A 17,782-nucleotide genomic window follows, 5' to 3' on the forward strand; every position below is an offset into this window, starting at 1 on the left:
TAGACCCATAACGCTCAAATAAAAGTTTGGACTGATTGCCAGTCCCAGGATTAAAGTCATGAATACCCCAAATACATCACAACAACATCATGCTGAAAGCATTTTAATTTTACCTCAGCAGCTTAAGCAGCAATTGCCACTGTCTCCGCAATTAGCCAGCCAAGTCGCTGAACACCGTCAAACTATTCAAAATATATTAGAAGGCAAGGATCATCGTTTAATGGTGGTCACAGGCCCATGTTCCATTCATGATGAAGCTTCCGCGCTAGACTATGCAGAAAAATTAAAACAACTTCAGTCACAGCTATCTGATCAGATTTTCCTGGTGATGCGTGCTTATATCGAAAAACCACGGACTACGGTAGGCTGGAAAGGTTTCCTTTACGATCCAAATCTGGATGGTTCATCCAATATGCAATTGGGCTTGGAAAAATCCCGTGACTTATACCTCAAAATCATTGAAATGGGTCTGCCGATTGCCTCTGAAATCCTCAGCCCGATGGCAACTGCTTATTTCGATGACTTACTAGCTTGGGGTGCGATTGGAGCACGTACCAGCGAATCACAAATTCACCGTGAAATTTCCAGTCATATGCCATATAGCATTGGTTTCAAAAATGGTACTGATGGTTCGATCCAGATTGCTCTGGATGCCATTCAGTCTGCCTCTCATCCACATCAATTCCTGGGGATGAGCCAGTCTGGTTTACCATGCATTTTACACTCGCAAGGTAATCCTAAAGCACATTTGATTTTACGTGGCTCGAATAGCGGACCAAATTACCAATTGTCAGAAATTGAGAAAATCCGGGCCAAACATCAGATCGACTTACCGGCATTGGTGATTGACTGTAGTCATGGCAATAGCTCAAAAAATCCTATGCTGCAGCCTGAAGTATTGGAGCAGATCGTGGCAGAGCGCTTACAGACCAATGTTCGTGGCGTAATGCTAGAAAGTCATTTGGTAGATGGCAACCAGAAAATTTCTGAGCAAATGACTTATGGTCAATCTGTTACTGATGGATGTCTGGGCTGGGGAAAAACACGACAACTGTTACTGGAGGTGGCCAATACTTTAGCGATCAGTTGTCTGAAACGTAGTGCCTAAATTTAAAAACCACTTTCTCTGCTTGAGCAGCGGGGAAAGTGCTTTTTTGAATATCAGGAAGCAGTTATTTATAAATATAATTAACCTGTAATAGGTCACATAATTGTGACGATAATTTTCATCAAATTATTAAAATCTGTTTGTGTCCTTGTCTAACTCTAGACACAATAAAAACCAGTATATCTCTCTGAATATATAAATTTTTCAAATATTTAAATATCAAATCCGTTCACTTGGGGATCTCAATGTTTGCGCTAGAGCTTTTAGAAGAAGCACGAAAATTTATGCACCATATGCTAACCAAAGTGGTTGAATATGGCGGTTCAGATTTATTTATTACTGCAGATTTTCCACCAAGTATTAAACATCAAGGTTTGATGAAACCATTTGGACAGCAGACCCTGACCGCTGAGAAAACCAAGCTCTTTGCTTATAGCCTAATGAATGAAAAACAGCGCAATGAATTTGAAACCGAACTTGAGTGTAATTTTGCGATTACTGTTCCGGGTATTTCACGTTTCCGGGTCAATGTATTCCAGCAACAGTTGAATATCGGTATGGTGATTCGTACCATCACTGCGGAAATCCCAAATTTCCAGAAGTTAAAACTGCCTGAATCGCTGAAACATGTGATTATGGAAAAACGTGGTCTAGTCTTGGTGGTCGGTGGAACCGGTTCGGGTAAATCAACTTCACTGGCAGCGATGATTGACTATCGGAATGAAAACTCGGCTGGATATATCATCACGGTAGAAGATCCGGTGGAATATGTACACAAGCATAAAAAATCCATGATTACCCATCGTGAAGTCGGGGTAGATAGCCATTCTTGGCAAAATGCTTTAAAAAATACCTTACGTCAGGCACCCGATGTGATTTTGATCGGGGAAATCCGCGATACAGAAACTATGGAACATGCGATTGCTTTTGCTGAAACTGGGCATCTTTGTTTAGGTACGTTGCATTCCAATAATGCCAACCAGACTTTAGACCGGATTATTAACTTCTTCCCAGAAGAACGTCGCAATCAGTTGTTGATGGATTTGTCCTCCAATATGAAGGCTATTATTTCACAGCGTTTGGTTCGGACTCAGGATGGCAAGGGACGTCGAGCAGCCATTGAAATCATGTTAAATACACCGCTCATTTCAGACTTGATTTTGAAAGGAGAGTTTCATGAGTTGAAAGCGATTATGGCAAAATCACGGGAATTGGGAATGCAGACCTTTGATCAGGCTTTATTTGAACTCTATAACCAAGGCGAAATTTCTTATGAAGAAGCATTACGTAATGCCGATTCAACCAATGAATTACGTTTACAGATCAAATTAAAAAGTAATCGTCAAGACAATGCTCCGGCTGGGCAAGCCACCCAATTTTCCATGATTACAGAACCGAAAACAACTGATAAAGATGCAGAAGATCATTCGGAAACGGAATAAAAAATTCTAATTTTCTATTAGATAAAACAAAAAAATCAGCCCTCAGGCTGATTTTTTTATCCAAAATCAAAATTAAAGCCCGGCTTCATACTCTGTATTTGAAAGTAGTTTTTCAACATCTGCGATATTATCTGGCTTAATTTTATAGATCCAGCCTTTGCCGTATGGATCATCATTAATGAAATCTGGATCATCTTCAAGATCAGGATTGATTTCAACCACTACACCAGACACTGGTGCATGAATATCGGAAGCTGTTTTTACTGATTCAACCACGCCAGCTTGTTCGCCCGCAGTAATATGTGAATCAAGATCTGGTGCTTCTACATAGACTAAATCGCCTAACGCATCCTGTGCATGGTCGGAAATACCGGTCACAACAAGATCACCCTCAATGCGCACCCATTCATGTGTACTTGCGTACTTTAATTCTGCAGGATGATTCATTGATAACTCCTTAAAAATCTTAAGATCATTTTTGACATGTTTTATACATTCTTTTTAAGCAAAACAAAAGGCTTATATTTCCTTATAAATAAGGATCTTTGCGCCAGTTGCTCGGGCTGCGACCACTCCAGCGTTTAAATGCCCTGCTAAAATTGGCGACATCACTATAGCCCAGTTCATCGGCAATCTGTTCCAGAGTGAAATCTGTCCGGGATAATAACGAGGTGGCATGCCGGTAACGCACTTCATCGACCAGGGTAGAAAAGGAGGTGCCTTCGGCGGCGAGTTGACGTTTTAAGGTGCGGTCAGACATGTGCAAGCGATCCGCCACACTTTCAATACTGAGATAGTGTTGCTCAGCATGGGTCAATATATCCCGGACACGCATGGCAATCCGATGCCGTTCACCCAAGGCAGAAAGTTCCGTTTCACACTGGTTAATCGCAATCTGGCTGGCAATCGGATCGGCATGCACCAGCTTGTTCATCAGGTAGCTTTTATCAAAGCTCAGAATTAAATGCGGTTGTTCAAAACGGAACTGATGGGTGGGGAACTTCGCCATAAAGCGTTCAAAATCTTCCGGCTTTTTGAAATCGAAGTCGATTTCTCCTGTCGCATCAGTAACGCCTGTAATCGCTTTGGCCATACTGATCAGACCGATCATCAAGGCAATGGAAATTTCGGTGCGCAGAGGTTCAAGCTGAATATCGGTTTGCAACTGTACCGTGGCTTTGGCACCAAAAGTCGAGAAAAATAGTTGCAGGAAGGGTAAACGGAGTTGAATAAATCGGTTCGCCAGTACCAGCGCATCGGTAATATTATTCGCCGTCATAATGGCATAGCCAATAAAGCCATGAATCGAGATCCGCATCTGTGTGCCAAGATGATAACCTAAGGTCGGCTCTCCGGTCAGTTTCAGGGCATATTTGACCAGTTCATTGGCGACAGGAGTTGGAATACGAAAATCAGGATCTGCCAACTGTTCACTAGTCAGGCCAAAAGGTTGGAAAAGCGACTCATTATTATAACCCCAGCGGGAAATGACATCGAGAAGCAGGAGACCGTAAACACCTGGAATTCCTTGGTCTTGGCGTGGAGCAATTGTTTTCATGCGCGATCCGTTGCACTCATTCAAATTTTTTTATTTATAAATAGATATTGGCATGAAGCCGCCAAATTTTTCATTAAAATTGTTGGACAAAATTTTGGCGATTGTGACTCTGCCACTGGCAGATTAGCCTGAATTCAGCATTAAAATCAATTTAAACCACATAATTTTATTGATGAAATTAAAATTATTTTATTGAACCGGTCACATCTCTGCATTGGCTGGCTCAGGGCAAGAAGATTGTCTAAGCATTGAATAGGGCTTCATCAGAGTGCTTTCAGAACTGGAGAGTTATGTCATTTCATTAAAATACCAGATAGATGGCAACTTGCTGTTCATCTGTAGAGAAAATTTTAAAAAGAAAGGTCTGGGCAAAGTTTTCTTTTGTCCCAGACCGGTTCAGTATTGAAGACAATCAAATCGTCAACGGTTTAATCGTCTTGCTGATTTTGTATTAATCAAGATTTTTCGATGCTTTGACCTGTTGCTGAATCAACATGCCGCCCGTTTGACGCTGCCAAAGCTGGGCATAGATGCCATTCAATGCTACCAGTTCATCATGCGTGCCTTGTTCGGCAATTCGACCCTGATCCAGCACAATCAGACGATCCATCTGGGCAATGGTAGACAGGCGATGAGCAATGGCAATCACGGTTTTACCCTGCATCAAGTCGTCCAGACTGTTTTGAATTGCTGCTTCGACTTCAGAATCCAGCGCACTGGTCGCTTCATCCAGAATCAGAATCGGCGCATCTTTCAGGAATACACGTGCAATTGCAATTCGCTGACGCTGTCCGCCGGAAAGTTTCACGCCACGTTCACCGACATAGGCTTCATAGCCTTTTTTGCCACGCAAATCCGTCAGATTAGGAATAAATTCTTCTGCTTTGGCTTTACGCACAGCTTCAAACATTTCTTTATCAGTCGCATCTGGACGACCATATTTAATGTTTTCCGCGACAGTGCGATGTAGCAGTGAAGTATCTTGAGTCACTAATGCAATATTCTTGCGCAAACTGTCCTGAGTCACATCGTCAATATCCTGACCATCAATCAAGATACGACCCTGGTTAATATGATAAAAATGCAGCAACAGTTGAATCAGGGTAGATTTCCCTGCACCTGAACGGCCGACAATACCAATTTTTTCACCTGGGCGAATGGTCAGATTAAACTGATCAATCACGTTTTTATCATTATAGGCAAAGCTGACATTTTCGAATTTAATTTCACCGTGATTGAGCTGTAGCTCTTTGGCACCCGGTTTATCTTCAATGGCAATTTTGCGGCCTAAAGTTTTCATACCATCCTGAATGGTACCGACATTTTCAAACAGGGCAGAGGTCTGCCACATCATAAATTCGGCAATACTGTTCAGTTTCAGTACCATTGCTGTAGTTGCAGCAATAATTCCCAGCTCGGCCTGACCTTCCATCCACAGCCAGATCGCGGTACCCAGTACGCCGCCATATAACACTACACTCAGCAGTAAAATACTGATTTCGTATTGAGCACCCAGACGCATCTGTTTATATACCGTGACCATAAATTCCTGCATCGAAGTCTTGGCATACTGGCTTTCACGACCGGCATGAGCAAACAGCTTCACGGTCTGGATATTGGTATAGGCATCTGTGATACGACCAGTCATAACAGCACGGGCATCCGCCTGAGCATTGGAAATTTTGCTCAAACGCGGAATGAAATAACACGCGGCACAGATAAACAAGGCTAGCCAGACCATTAGTGGAATGATCAGCAAGGGTGAAATTGCACCTAAAACAATATTGATGGTGATGAAATAAATCAACACATAAGCCAGCATGTCACCCAGAATGACCCAGAATTCGCGTACTGCCAGAGCGGTTTGCATGACTTTGGCCGATAATCGTCCGGCAAAATCGTTGTGGAAAAAATCCAGGCTTTGTTTCATCAGCAGATTATGAAAGCGCCAGCGTAAACGCATCGGGAAGTTGCTATACAGAATCTGATGCTTAATCAGGGATTGTGCGCTGGCAAAGAAAATATTGGCCAGCAGAACAATACTCAGCAAGGTTAAATTGCTGGCATGCTGTTCCAAAAAAGTATCGGGCTGGCTTTTACTGAGCCAGTTCACCAGCTCACCAATTTTTGAATACAGGAAAGCTTCGAAGCTGGCAGCACCGGCGGTACATAGCACCAGAATCAGTAAATAACGGCGAACTCCATAGGCTGCCTGCCAGACAAATGGAAAAAACTTGGTTGGTAAAGTTTGGTTCAGATTTTTGGTGGGATAGGGGTCAACCAGTCTTTCAAGCCATCGAAACATTATCGTACTCTTATCATGCATTTTGCTTTTCGGGAATTATAAAGGATTCTGTTTTTTTAAGCCCGTAATTGGGTGAAATTGCCACAAAATGATTCACTCAATTAAAACTTAGATTATAAAAATTAAACTAAAGCCAGATTTATGCCAGTCAGGATTTAAACATCTCATGAAATAAAAAAGCCTGAAATGCAGTAGCATGTCAGGCTTGAGATTGGATGACTTGTGTTTAAGTAATAATGGAAGATGGTTGAGTAAATGCTTCCTTTAAATCAAGACCTGAAGGCGCTTGATAGACCTTTAATCCAAATTCCGGAATAATCGCCAGCAGATGATCCATGATATCCGACTGGATATTTTCATACTCCACCCAGGCGGTGGTATTAGTAAAGGCATAAATCTCTAATGGTAAACCCTCACTGGTTGGCTGCAATTGGCGCACCATCAGGGAATGATTTTTACTAATGCCCGAATGTTGTTGCAGATAAAACTCTACATAGGCACGGAAAGTTCCCAGATTGGTGAGACGGCGCTGGTTATATTGCGAATGATGACTCAGTTGCAGGTTAAATTGTTCCAGTTCCTCTGATTTGGTATTCAGGTACTGGTCGAGCAAAATAAAATTTTTCAGCTTATTCTGTTCTTCAGCCGACATAAAATGCACGCTGCTTTGATCAATATGAATCGAGCGCTTGATCCGGCGCGCACCGGCTTCCTGCATGCCACGCCAGTTTTTAAAGGTATCCGTCACCAGTTTATTGGTCGGAATCGTGGTCACCGTTTTATCAAAGTTCTGTACCGTAATGGTATGTAATGACATATCAATGACATCGCCGTCCGCATTCAGCGAGGGCATTTCGATCCAGTCGCCAATCCGCACCATGTCATAAGATGAAATCTGCACTGACGCCACCAGTGACAAAATGGTATTTTGAAAGACCAGCATCAACACCGCGGCCATGGCACCGAAGCCAGCCAGCAAGGTAAAGACATCCTTTTTCAGGAAAGTGCCGAGAATCATCAGGCCACAGACAATAAAGATAATCAGCTTGACCAGCTGCAAATAACCTTTAATCGGTTTGTTACGTGACTTGGGATTACGCTGATAGACCAGGTTAAAAATATTCAGTAATTCACCAAGAGCCAGGGCAATCGTCAGGAAGATAAAAGCCTGTGCACCCATTTGCACAAAGGACTCAACCTTGTCAGATAAATGCGGTACCGTGGTAATCCCGTTCATGATCACCACTGCCGGAACAATATTGGCAATCCGGCGAATTACGCTATGCTCAGCAAAAATCTGATTATTGGCAAAAGGCATTCTGGAAATCAGTTGACGTATTCCGCGTACCACAATCTGTTTGGCAAATAGATTGGCAAGAATCGCCAGTAAAATCACAATACTCAGTGAAGATAGCATTTCCAGCCATGGGTACTGATTTGCCCATTCTTGAATATTCCGAATAAAATTAAACTGTTCCAAACGATCTTTCTCTTCAATCAAAAATTTAGATCAAGTTTATAGTTTTGGATCAGATTTTTTAATATTGGATAACTTTTTAAAACATATCTATTGGTGCAAATCGTTCAATAAAAGTGCCTACAAATAAAAAACCGGCGACTTAGCCGGTTTATGATCTTCGATATTTCAGTAATGATATCGCGATGCTTACCACATCAAGTCATCAGGAATAACATAAGCTGCATATGGATCTTCTTCATCGGTGGTTTCTTCATTTTTCTCTGAATTATTCACAATGATAAAGCCCTGCATTTTCGCATTGATACGCTCTGCCAGAGCTTTAGGCAAGAAAGCATAGCTGTCATTTTCACGTGCAATCACCAGACTGCCTGCCACCAGTGCATTATAGATCTGCTGGTTTAAATAGACCTTTTTGATTTTGCTGTCATCAATAAACTGATAGACCGCATCGCCGTCAGTATCACGGATTTTGTGCTGATTAATCATTTGCATGATTGCGGCTTTGAGTTCTTTTTCCTGCAAAGCTGCTTTTTTCTCTTGCTCAATCGCCTGATCTTTAGCCATTTTTTGCTGTTTGTCTTGTTCAATCTTGGCCTTGATTTCAGCCTCGGTACCGTCACCGGTGCGTTTTTCATGCACAGTCTGTTTAGACAGTTTTTTGGCTTTTTTATTATCGACCAATCCTGCCTTTAACAATTGTGCCTGCAATGCATTTTTAACCATGAGAATGTCCAGATATTAGTCGTGTTGATGTCGATAACGTAAATAAATCACCCAATACGTGAGACTGAGAACCAGACTCAGCACTGCCGGGATGAGGAATGCATTTAATTTTAAATAAGGATATAGCCAGCTGGCAAGAATGCCACCGCTTAAAAAACCGAGCAAAATAAGCAAATGCAGAACCACGCGTCGTGATTCCACCTCTAAACCGCGCAAACGGTAGCCCATCGCCAAGCCGAGGTCGGTCAGTACGCCAGATAAATGCGTGGTGCGAATGATGGCACCTTTATAATGGCTGACCATGGCATTTTGCACCCCCATGGCAACACAGGCCCATAACAAGGCGTAGCGCGGGAAATAGGGCAACAATAACCAGCAGATCAAAATAAAAATAGCCACCAGACTTAAAGGGTAACCATAAAGTTGCCCTAGGCGAAAGTGACTATTTCCAAGAATGAGCCCGCTATAGGATGAACCAATGACATAGCAGAGTGTGACCAAAAAGAGATACAACATCTGTTCTGGTTGCCAGTTCAGCAGGGCCATGGCCAGCATGCTGACATTGCCGGTCATATGTGAAACAGACTGGTGCAGTACCGTCACCAGACCCAGGACGTTAATCATGCCGGCATTGACCGCAAGAAAAAACGCCCCTAATTGTACCCAGGTAGGTAAACGCTGTAATGGCATAACAACATCATTGGCTAAACATATTGATTAATCAATATAAAATCAATTTGATGCGCGGTCTACTGCTGCAGTAAATAAAACATCAGTCGATGAGTTTAGCGCGGTTTCAGTAGAATCCTGCAATACGCTGATGACCATACCAATGGCGACCACTTGCATGGCGATATCCGAAGAAATACCAAACAGGCCACATGCAACTGGAATCAATAGTAATGAACCGCCTGCAACACCTGAAGCGCCACATGCCGAAACGGTTGCCACCACAGAAAGAATGAGCATAGTGCTGAAATCGACGCTAATCCCCAAAGTATTTACAGCCGCCAATGACAATACAGTAATGGTCACAGAAGCACCTGCCATGTTGATCGTAGCACCCAAAGGAATTGCGATACTTGAAGTTGATTCCTTGACGCCCAGACGTTTTGCCAAGTCCAGATTGACTGGAATATTGGCTGCCGAACTACGGGTAAAGAAAGCGGTAATGCCACTTTCGCGCAAGCAAGTGAATACCAGTGGATACGGGTTGTTGCGTGTCATTAAGGCAACCAGAAGCGGATTAATTACCAGTGCAACGAAAACCATCGTTCCGAGCAACACAGCAAGTAAATGTACGTAACTGGTCAGCGTATCCAGACCAGATTCAGCAAAAGTCACTGCAACCAGACCAAAAATACCCAAAGGTGCAAAGCTGATCACTAAACGAATCACATAGTTCACTGCAAAGGCTGCATCATTCAAAAGCGTCTTGGTGCTATCCGATGCATGACGGAAAGCGATGCCTAATGCCACTGACCAAGCCAGGATGCCAATAAAGTTTGCTTCAGCAATTGCAACAACCGGGTTGGCGACAAAGCTGAGCAGCAAATTCTTCAGGATTTCTACCAAACTGCCAGGAGGCTGCAAGTCAGCCTGTGCAGCAATATCCAGGAACAGCGTACTTGGAAATAAGATGCTCGACACCACAGCGCTCAGTGCAGCAAGGAACATACCGACCGCATACATCAGCATAATCGGCTTGATGGCGGCGTTAGATTGGCCCACTTTAAAATTCGCGATAGAAGCTAAAACTAAAATGAAAACCAGAATCGGTGCAACAGACTTCAAGGCTTTAATAAACAGGTCGCCCAATAGGCTTAATGAGGGAGTAGCTTCGGGAAATACCACAGCCACACCCACACCTAAAATAATGGCGATGATGATTCGAGAGACTAAGCTCATGCGCATAAGGGCAGAAAACATAAGGTTGCCTTGTGAAAATTACGAGGGCTAAATTTGGGAAAAAGTTGCGCTATTTTATACTTAATTTAAACAAGGCTTAAAATATATTTTCATATTAAAAACAAGATATTGATATTATTGATATATTCAAAAATTAACGGGTTTAAAACATTGCTTATATTGAAGAAAAACTTCTTACAATGATGAATAAATCAGCATATTTAAAATTGTATTCATGAAATAAATATCAAAGTTAAATAGATAAATTCAAATTATATTTGAAAATTCAAAAAATATTGGAGCTATGACCGGTTTGAATCTCCGGCCATAAGTTCCAGTATCTGTTGTCTTAAATTGTATAATCTTTATGCTGCTCAAAGATCTCTGGCGCCAGGTCCTGAATCGCCTGAAAATGGGTCAGATAAATCCGACCGCTCAGATGCGTCATCAATTTAGAAGCTTGCAGCTTGTCCATGACCGGACCTTTAACTTCGGCAAAATGCAGGCGAATATCCAGTTTGGCCAGTTCTGCATTTAAATCTTCCAGCATTTCCAGGGCACTCAGATCAATCGCACTGATGCTGGAACAGTTGATAATCACATGTTGTAGCTGGTCATTCAGGCTGATCTCATTGATCAGATAACCTTTAAAGCTATTGGCATTCAGAAACGTCAGATTCTCATCAATCCGCAGTGACAGCACCCGATCGGAGGTACTGACCTGATGCCGCTGAATATTTCGAAAATGCTGGGTACCTTCGACCAGACCGACGACCGCAATATGCGGTCGGCTGATTCGCCATAACATCAGCACAAAGGTCGAGACGATCCCAATAATCAAGCCGGTCGAAATATCAATCAGGACCACGCCGAGAAAAGTAATCCACATGGCAAGGCCATCTGCCTTGGAATAGCGCCAGGCATCAAAAAATGGCTGGAAATTAACCAGCTTCCAGATAGAAACAATAATCGTCGCGGCCAGAATGGTCAGCGGCAGATCTTCAAAAAATCCGGTAAAGAACAGGCTCACGAAAATAATCAGAATCGAGGATAAAACACCGGCCATAGGTGATTTAGCACCGGCATCCGCATTCACCACCGTCCGCGACAGGCTGCCCGTCACAGGAAAAGCTGAACTTACGCCTGCACTGATATTGGCCAGACCGAGCGCGATCAGTTCCTGATTACTGTTTAAATGACTGCGTTGCTGTAAGGCCGTAGCTTGAGCAATCGACAAGGATTCCACAAAACTGATCATGGCGATCATGCTGGCACCAGGTAACAAGGTCATCACCAGTTCCCAGTTCCAGTGAGGAAAGGACAAGGGCGGGAAACCGGATGGGATTGCACCGACGGTTTTAATGCCCTGAAGCTTTAAATCCAGAAAGACAATCGCCGCAATCCCGAGGCATACCAGAATCAGGGGCACCGCACGGACTAAAAAATCTGTAGAACCGATCCGGCTTTGTACCGCCTGAGATTTTAATAACTTGGGCAGATAGATCAACAGACCGATAGAGAGCAGGCCGAAAATCAGACTCGGCACGTGCAGCAGCGGAAAATATTGCAGCAAACTGCTGGCAAACTCCGGAATGTTATTGGCTTTTAAGGGAAGATCGACCAAAAACTTTAATTGCCCAAAAGCAATCAATAAGGCAGAGGCAATAATAAAGCTTTGGATCACTGGATGACTGATCAACTGGATCAGAAAACCAAAACGAAATAATCCCAAAAGCAGGGAAATAATCCCGACCATCAGTGCCAATAAGGTCGCAGCTTCGATATAGACCGGTGAGCCGACTTCAAAAAGTGGATTGAGCGTAGCAAAAGTCATCATGGAAATGATGGCCACCGGGCCAATCGATAAAGTCGAACTCCCACCAAGCAGCGCATAAATGATCATCGGCAGGATACTGGCATATAAGCCCATGATCGGCGGCAATCCTGCCAGCATGGCATAGGCCATCCCTTGAGGCACCAGCATTGCCACCACAATCAGGGCGGCCAGCACATCGGACTTAAATTTGACCGGCGTATAGTGGCTTAACCATGCCCAGGCAGGCAGTTTATGCAGAAGTTTAGACTTGGAATTTGGCATAAAAAGGTCTAAATCACAAATATAGATATATTATGCACAAATTCTGCTAAGAAGTCTTAGCTGATCTAGATTCTTGATGATTCATATAAAATGAATCATCTGGGCCAGTCACGTATCATTTCAAAAACCCTATTTTAAAGTTTTATGATCTTGATTGAATGGTGTAGAACGATATCAATAAGAGTTTAAAGAAACTCATCTTGATGACTGAAAAAAGAAAGATTCGTTATTTAGCTGAATTGCCGCAATACAATTGATAAAGGGTGTTTAAGACCACAATTAAATTTTGATCTTTAATTGAATAATAAATCTGTTTGCCGTCGCGTCGGGTATCTACCACATCGCTTTTACGCAGCATCATGAGCTGTTGGGAAAGAGTCGGCTGTTTAATCTCAGTTATTTCCTCAATTTCTGAAACATTCAGTTCCGCTTGAGACAGATGGCATAAAATAAGAAGACGGTCGGTATTGGCCAGAGATTTTAAAATGCCGACGACTTGTTCTGCTGAATCGCGCATAGTCGTGATTTCAAAATCGGTTTTCATTCAATATGTCCATTATAAAGTTACAGCCCGCTAATTATACGGGTCTTAGCCCGTAATACCTTGCTAAAAACAGTTAAGTTTTATGGTTTTTAATGAATTGAATTATCAATTAAAATTATATTTTAAATATTGATAGATAAGATAAATTTATTGCATAGTGCAGAAAGTATTTTAGTTCACATTCGTGCAATCAAGTGCAAGTTTCATCAAACATCTACAAAGCAAAAAAATGCTTGTATGATGTTTAAGCGACTTGAACCAATAACATCAGGGATATCATCATGAGTACAGATTCAGCTTTTCCAACACCTAATAATTTAGGTATAGCGGTTTATAGTAATAATGCAGACGCGATTGGAAATACACCGCTTGTTCGTATTAATCGTGTGATTTCCGCTCCGGCCACGGTACTTGCGAAAATTGAAAGCCGTAATCCGGCATTTTCAGTCAAGTGTCGTATTGGTGTCGCGTTGATTAATGATGCTGAAAAATCTGGCAAACTCAAACCCGGTATGCATATTGTCGAGCCAACCAGCGGCAATACCGGGATTGCATTGGCTTTTGTTGCCGCGGCCAAAGGTTATGACATTACTTTGACCATGCCTTCAAGCATGAGTATTGAACGCCGTAAGGTGGTGAAAGCATTGGGTGCCAATCTGGTTTTGACTGATCCGGCCAAAGGTATGAAGGGCGCGATTGAAGAGGCAGAACGTTTGCTGAATGAGAACCCTGAACAATATTTCCTGCCACAACAGTTTGAAAATCCGGCCAACCCTAAAATTCATGAAGAAACCACGGGCCCAGAAATCTGGGAAGCGACTGCGGGCAATGTCGATATTCTGGTCGCAGGTGTCGGAACGGGTGGAACCATTACCGGTATTTCACGCTACTTTGAAAAAGTGAAAAACAAGCCTTTATATTCTGTGGCGGTGGAACCTGCTGAGTCTGCAATTATTGGTCAGGCCAAACGCGGTGAAGACATTACACCTGGACCACATAAAATTCAGGGGATCGGTGCCAACTTCATTCCAGGCAATTTGGACCTAGACCTCGTTGATGAAGTGATTGCCATTCATAGTGCAGATGCAGTCGAGTGGGCACGTAAAACAGCAGCTCAGGAAGGTATCCTGGTCGGTATTTCAAGTGGCGCGGCTATGGCAGCAGCAGCCCAATTGGCGGCTCGCCCTGAAAATGCCGGTAAAAATATTGTGGTGATTTTGCCAGATGGTGGTGAACGTTACCTGTCTTCGATCCTGTTTGAAGATATTTCTGCTGAATAACATTGATGCATTTTATATTTTAAACACTGTTAGACAAGCCCGAAGTCATCTTCGGGCTTTTTATTGGGTAGTTTTAAATCGCAGCAGGACGCTGCATTATTTTTAAAATAGTCAGATGAAGGACTTGACCTTACCATGATGGGAATGTTTAAGCTATAACATCAACAGTGAGTTGAGGCATGGAGATGGGCATGGTAGAACAAGACAGCAACCGCTTATATGAGCAGCAGGTGCAGATTGGCGGTATGACCTGTGCCTCCTGTGTCGCTCGGGTGGAAAAAGCCTTGAAAAAAATTGAAGGTGTGGTCGAGGCATCTGTCAACCTGTCGACTGAAAAAGCTTTTATTAAAAGCCAGCAGCCGATTGCTGCCGCTGCGCTGGTTCAAGCAATTGAAAAATCCGGTTTCGATGTACCGACGCAACAGTTTGATTTGAACATTGAAGGGATGACCTGTGCATCCTGTGTGGCTCGCGTAGAAAAAGCCCTAAAAAAAGTGGAAGGCGTGTTGGATGCACAAGTGAATCTGGCCACTGAAAAGGCGCATGTGAGTGCGATCAATTCTGTGCCATTGTCCAAGCTGACTCAAGCCGTGCAAAAAGCCGGTTTTGATATTCAGAGCGATCGCATTGAACTGGCTATTGAAGGCATGACTTGCGCTTCATGTGTGGCACGTGTGGAAAAAGCTTTATTGAAAGTAGAAGGTGTCAGCGAAGCACAGGTCAATCTGGCCACCGAAACGGCCTGGGTGAAAGCCTTACATTCCCAGATTCCGGCCTTGATTGCTGCTGTGGAGAAAGCCGGTTATCAGGCTACAGTAAAATCCGGTACGGATATGTCGGCAGATAGTCATGGTGCTTTTCAGGAAAAGAAAGCCAATGAAACGGCACAACTGAAACGAGATTTATGGCTTGCAGTCATTCTGACAGCGCCTGTATTTATTCTGGAAATGGGCTCGCATCTGATTCCGGCATTTCATCATTTTATTGCCCATACGCTGGGAACCCAGAACAGCTGGTATCTGCAGTTTGTACTGACCACTTTGGTGCTGATTATTCCGGGACGGCGTTTTTATCAGCATGGTATTCCAGCTTTATTACGTCTGGCACCAGATATGAATTCTCTGGTCGCAGTCGGAACCATTGCAGCTTACGGATTTTCCTGTATTGCGACCTTTTTTCCACAGCTGTTACCGCAGTCCACCGTGCATGTGTACTTTGAAGCGGCCGCCGTTATTGTCGCGCTGATTTTACTGGGGCGTTATCTGGAAGCTAAAGCCAAAGGTAAAACCTCGGAAGCGATTCAGTATCTGGTCGGTTTGCAGCCGAAAACAGCCCGAGTGCAACAAAATAATCACTGGGTTGATCTGGCAATTGCCGATGTACAACAAGGCATGCTGATTGAAATCCGCCCGGGTGAAAAAGTCGCCGTCGATGGTGAAGTGGTTGCCGGGCAAAGTTATATCGATGAAGCGATGATTAGCGGTGAGCCTTTACCTGTGGCCAAACAGGCTGGTGATCAGGTTGTCGGCGGTACGGTAAACCAGAACGGAACCTTGCAAATCAAGGCTACTGCGGTCGGCCAGGATTCGGTACTGGCGCAGATTATTCAGATGGTGGAACAGGCACAAGGTTCAAAATTACCGATTCAGGCCGTGGTTGATAAAGTGACTTTATGGTTTGTGCCGGCTGTTATGGCGCTAGCGGCCTTGACCTTTATGGTCTGGTTCCTGTTTGGGCCTGAGCCGAATCTGACCTACGCCTTGGTAAATGCAGTCGCCGTACTGATTATTGCCTGTCCATGTGCGATGGGACTGGCGACTCCTACCTCAATTATGGTCGGAACTGGACGTGCAGCAGAACTGGGCGTGCTATTCCGTAAGGGTGAAGCTTTACAGTTGCTGCAACAAACCAAAGTCGTCGCGCTGGATAAAACCGGAACCTTAACTGAGGGAAAACCGCTGCTGACCGACTTTGAAGTCACTGCAGATTTTAATCAGCAGACCGTATTACAGCTCGTCGCTTCAGTGGAGGCCAAGTCAGAACATCCGATTGCCCACGCCATTGTTCAGGCTGCTCGTGAGCAAGAACTGCAACTGAGTAAAGTGACCGATTTTGATTCGATCACTGGTGCAGGGGTAAAAGCACAGGTTGCTGGTCAGCAGCTGCATATCGGTGCAGAACGTCTGATGCAGGACTTGGGCTTAAATGTCGATCTGTTTAGAGCTACTGCACAAAAGCTCGGTGATCAGGGCCGCAGTCCTTTATATGTAGCGATTAATCAAAAGCTGGCTGCGATTATTGCTGTCGCTGACCCGATTAAACCGACTACTTATAGCGCGATTCAGGCCTTGCATGACCAAGGCCTTAAAGTAGCGATGATTACGGGTGATAATCAGCATACTGCGCAGGCGATTGCCAAACAGCTGAAAATCGATCAGGTGATTGCGGAAGTCTTGCCGCATGAAAAAGTCGATGCCGTACGACAACTCCAGCAGCAATACGGCGTGCTCACTTTTGTCGGGGATGGAATCAATGATGCGCCGGCACTGGCACAGGCCGATGTCGGTATGGCGATTGGTACCGGCACTGATGTCGCGATTGAAGCAGCCGATGTGGTGTTGATGTCAGGCAATTTACAGCATGTGGCGACAGGCATCGGCTTGAGTCAGGCGACCATGCGCAATATCAAACAGAACCTGTTTTGGGCCTTTGTTTACAATATTGCGTTAATTCCGATTGCCGCAGGTGTACTGTATCCGTTTTGGGGCATTCTGTTATCACCAATGTTTGCCGCAGGCGCGATGGCACTATCCTCTGTGTTTGTGGTTAGTAATGCCTTGAGATTAAAAGCTTATCAACCGGTGCAGTTTAAGGAGTCAGTATGATGAATATTGGTCAGGCCGCAAAACGGTCCGGCATCTCTGCAAAAATGATCCGATATTATGAAGAAATCGGCTTGTTGCCGGCTCCGAAACGCAGTGATACAGGTTATCGGGTTTATAGTGACGCGGACATTAGAACCTTAAGTTTTATCCAGCATGCACGTGAACTGGGCTTTTCTTCAGAGCAGATGAAAGAATTACTCGGCCTGTGGCTGAACAGCTCACGCCAAAGTAGTGAGGTCAAACAGTTGGCACAAAAACATATCCAGTTTTTACAACAGAAAATTGCCGATATGCAGCATATGCTATTAATTTTACAGCAATCGGTTGAGCAGTGTGCCGGCAATGAACAGTCCGATTGCCAGATTTTAAAACAGATTGAACAGGGTATCATTCCTGAGCAGCACTGACCTGATCTTCAATTAAATTTAGGTTAAATATAGTCTGCTGAATC

At 43.8% G+C, this 17,782-nt stretch carries 14 protein-coding genes; 5 read left to right on the forward strand and 9 right to left on the reverse strand.

What is annotated here, in order from left to right; translation table 11 throughout:
• Positions 1 to 58: 58 nt before the first annotated feature.
• Together AC1P5O_RS01515 and AC1P5O_RS01520 are read left to right on the forward strand one after the other, a co-directional pair.
• Positions 59 to 1,108, forward strand: a complete 1,050-nt coding sequence (locus AC1P5O_RS01515) for a 3-deoxy-7-phosphoheptulonate synthase (RefSeq protein ID WP_005266298.1) — start codon at positions 59 to 61, stop codon at positions 1,106 to 1,108.
• A gap of 245 nt (positions 1,109 to 1,353) precedes the next feature.
• Positions 1,354 to 2,550: a PilT/PilU family type 4a pilus ATPase gene (locus AC1P5O_RS01520; protein ID WP_005266299.1), complete on the forward strand. Its 1,197-nt coding sequence runs from the start codon at positions 1,354 to 1,356 to the stop codon at positions 2,548 to 2,550.
• Positions 2,551 to 2,622: 72 nt separating this feature from the next.
• Here AC1P5O_RS01520 and gcvH read toward each other — a convergent pair whose 3' ends face one another.
• The 9 genes from gcvH to AC1P5O_RS01565 all read right to left on the reverse strand — a co-directional run bounded on the left by gcvH (position 2,623) and on the right by AC1P5O_RS01565 (position 13,166).
• Entirely contained in the window at positions 2,623 to 2,997 is a 375-nt protein-coding gene (gcvH, locus tag AC1P5O_RS01525) for a glycine cleavage system protein GcvH (protein ID WP_004647068.1), read from the reverse strand.
• Between the two features lie 82 nt (positions 2,998 to 3,079).
• A complete protein-coding gene (locus tag AC1P5O_RS01530; RefSeq protein ID WP_005246182.1) occupies positions 3,080 to 4,108 on the reverse strand; it encodes an AraC family transcriptional regulator in 1,029 nt (342 codons plus the stop codon).
• Between the two features lie 451 nt (positions 4,109 to 4,559).
• Entirely contained in the window at positions 4,560 to 6,413 is a 1,854-nt protein-coding gene (locus AC1P5O_RS01535; RefSeq protein ID WP_005266300.1) for an ABC transporter ATP-binding protein, read from the reverse strand.
• A 226-nt stretch (positions 6,414 to 6,639) separates the two neighbouring features.
• Positions 6,640 to 7,914 (reverse strand): mechanosensitive ion channel family protein, encoded by a 1,275-nt coding sequence (locus AC1P5O_RS01540; protein WP_005266301.1) that lies wholly within the window; start codon positions 7,912 to 7,914, stop codon positions 6,640 to 6,642.
• Between the two features lie 165 nt (positions 7,915 to 8,079).
• Entirely contained in the window at positions 8,080 to 8,616 is a 537-nt protein-coding gene (locus AC1P5O_RS01545) for a DUF2058 domain-containing protein (RefSeq protein ID WP_348942047.1), read from the reverse strand.
• A 15-nt stretch (positions 8,617 to 8,631) separates the two neighbouring features.
• The gene (locus AC1P5O_RS01550) at positions 8,632 to 9,306 is read right to left on the reverse strand and encodes a YoaK family protein (RefSeq protein WP_004647063.1); all 675 of its coding nucleotides are present in this window, start codon (positions 9,304 to 9,306) and stop codon (positions 8,632 to 8,634) included.
• 42 nt (positions 9,307 to 9,348) lie between these two features.
• Positions 9,349 to 10,545, reverse strand: a complete 1,197-nt coding sequence (sstT, locus tag AC1P5O_RS01555) for a serine/threonine transporter SstT (protein ID WP_004731137.1) — start codon at positions 10,543 to 10,545, stop codon at positions 9,349 to 9,351.
• 328 nt (positions 10,546 to 10,873) lie between these two features.
• Positions 10,874 to 12,622 carry a SulP family inorganic anion transporter gene (locus AC1P5O_RS01560; protein WP_005266303.1) on the reverse strand — a complete coding sequence of 583 codons (1,749 nt, stop codon included), beginning with the start codon at positions 12,620 to 12,622 and terminating at the stop codon, positions 10,874 to 10,876.
• Positions 12,623 to 12,848: 226 nt separating this feature from the next.
• Positions 12,849 to 13,166, reverse strand: a complete 318-nt coding sequence (locus tag AC1P5O_RS01565; RefSeq protein ID WP_005266304.1) for an ArsR/SmtB family transcription factor — start codon at positions 13,164 to 13,166, stop codon at positions 12,849 to 12,851.
• 323 nt (positions 13,167 to 13,489) lie between these two features.
• Between AC1P5O_RS01565 and cysK the strand changes: the two genes are divergently transcribed.
• The 3 genes from cysK (at position 13,490) to cueR (ending at position 17,738) form a co-directional block, all read left to right on the forward strand.
• Positions 13,490 to 14,446: a cysteine synthase A gene (cysK, locus tag AC1P5O_RS01570; RefSeq protein WP_499005530.1), complete on the forward strand. Its 957-nt coding sequence runs from the start codon at positions 13,490 to 13,492 to the stop codon at positions 14,444 to 14,446.
• Positions 14,447 to 14,637: 191 nt separating this feature from the next.
• Positions 14,638 to 17,331: a heavy metal translocating P-type ATPase gene (locus AC1P5O_RS01575; RefSeq protein ID WP_034619146.1), complete on the forward strand. Its 2,694-nt coding sequence runs from the start codon at positions 14,638 to 14,640 to the stop codon at positions 17,329 to 17,331.
• Positions 17,328 to 17,738, forward strand: a complete 411-nt coding sequence (cueR, locus tag AC1P5O_RS01580; RefSeq protein WP_171260757.1) for a Cu(I)-responsive transcriptional regulator — start codon at positions 17,328 to 17,330, stop codon at positions 17,736 to 17,738. Before AC1P5O_RS01575 ends, cueR begins: the two co-directional genes overlap by 4 nt.
• The last annotated feature ends 44 nt before the right edge of the window (positions 17,739 to 17,782 follow it).

Source organism: Prolinoborus fasciculus (assembly GCF_056724605.1).

What these genes read in the sequence shown, in the direction of transcription:
- AC1P5O_RS01550 (WP_004647063.1), bottom strand. Translation starts at nt 9,306, where the DNA reads ATGCCATTACAGCGTTTACCTACCTGGGTACAATTAGGGGCGTTTTTT.
- AC1P5O_RS01565 (WP_005266304.1), bottom strand. Translation starts at nt 13,166, where the DNA reads ATGAAAACCGATTTTGAAATCACGACTATGCGCGATTCAGCAGAACAA.
- AC1P5O_RS01520 (WP_005266299.1), top strand. Translation starts at nt 1,354, where the DNA reads ATGTTTGCGCTAGAGCTTTTAGAAGAAGCACGAAAATTTATGCACCAT.
- cueR (WP_171260757.1), top strand. Translation starts at nt 17,328, where the DNA reads ATGATGAATATTGGTCAGGCCGCAAAACGGTCCGGCATCTCTGCAAAA.
- AC1P5O_RS01515 (WP_005266298.1), top strand. Translation starts at nt 59, where the DNA reads ATGAATACCCCAAATACATCACAACAACATCATGCTGAAAGCATTTTA.
- AC1P5O_RS01530 (WP_005246182.1), bottom strand. Translation starts at nt 4,108, where the DNA reads ATGAAAACAATTGCTCCACGCCAAGACCAAGGAATTCCAGGTGTTTAC.
- AC1P5O_RS01575 (WP_034619146.1), top strand. Translation starts at nt 14,638, where the DNA reads ATGGTAGAACAAGACAGCAACCGCTTATATGAGCAGCAGGTGCAGATT.
- gcvH (WP_004647068.1), bottom strand. Translation starts at nt 2,997, where the DNA reads ATGAATCATCCTGCAGAATTAAAGTACGCAAGTACACATGAATGGGTG.
- AC1P5O_RS01545 (WP_348942047.1), bottom strand. Translation starts at nt 8,616, where the DNA reads ATGGTTAAAAATGCATTGCAGGCACAATTGTTAAAGGCAGGATTGGTC.
- AC1P5O_RS01535 (WP_005266300.1), bottom strand. Translation starts at nt 6,413, where the DNA reads ATGTTTCGATGGCTTGAAAGACTGGTTGACCCCTATCCCACCAAAAAT.
- AC1P5O_RS01560 (WP_005266303.1), bottom strand. Translation starts at nt 12,622, where the DNA reads ATGCCAAATTCCAAGTCTAAACTTCTGCATAAACTGCCTGCCTGGGCA.
- sstT (WP_004731137.1), bottom strand. Translation starts at nt 10,545, where the DNA reads ATGTTTTCTGCCCTTATGCGCATGAGCTTAGTCTCTCGAATCATCATC.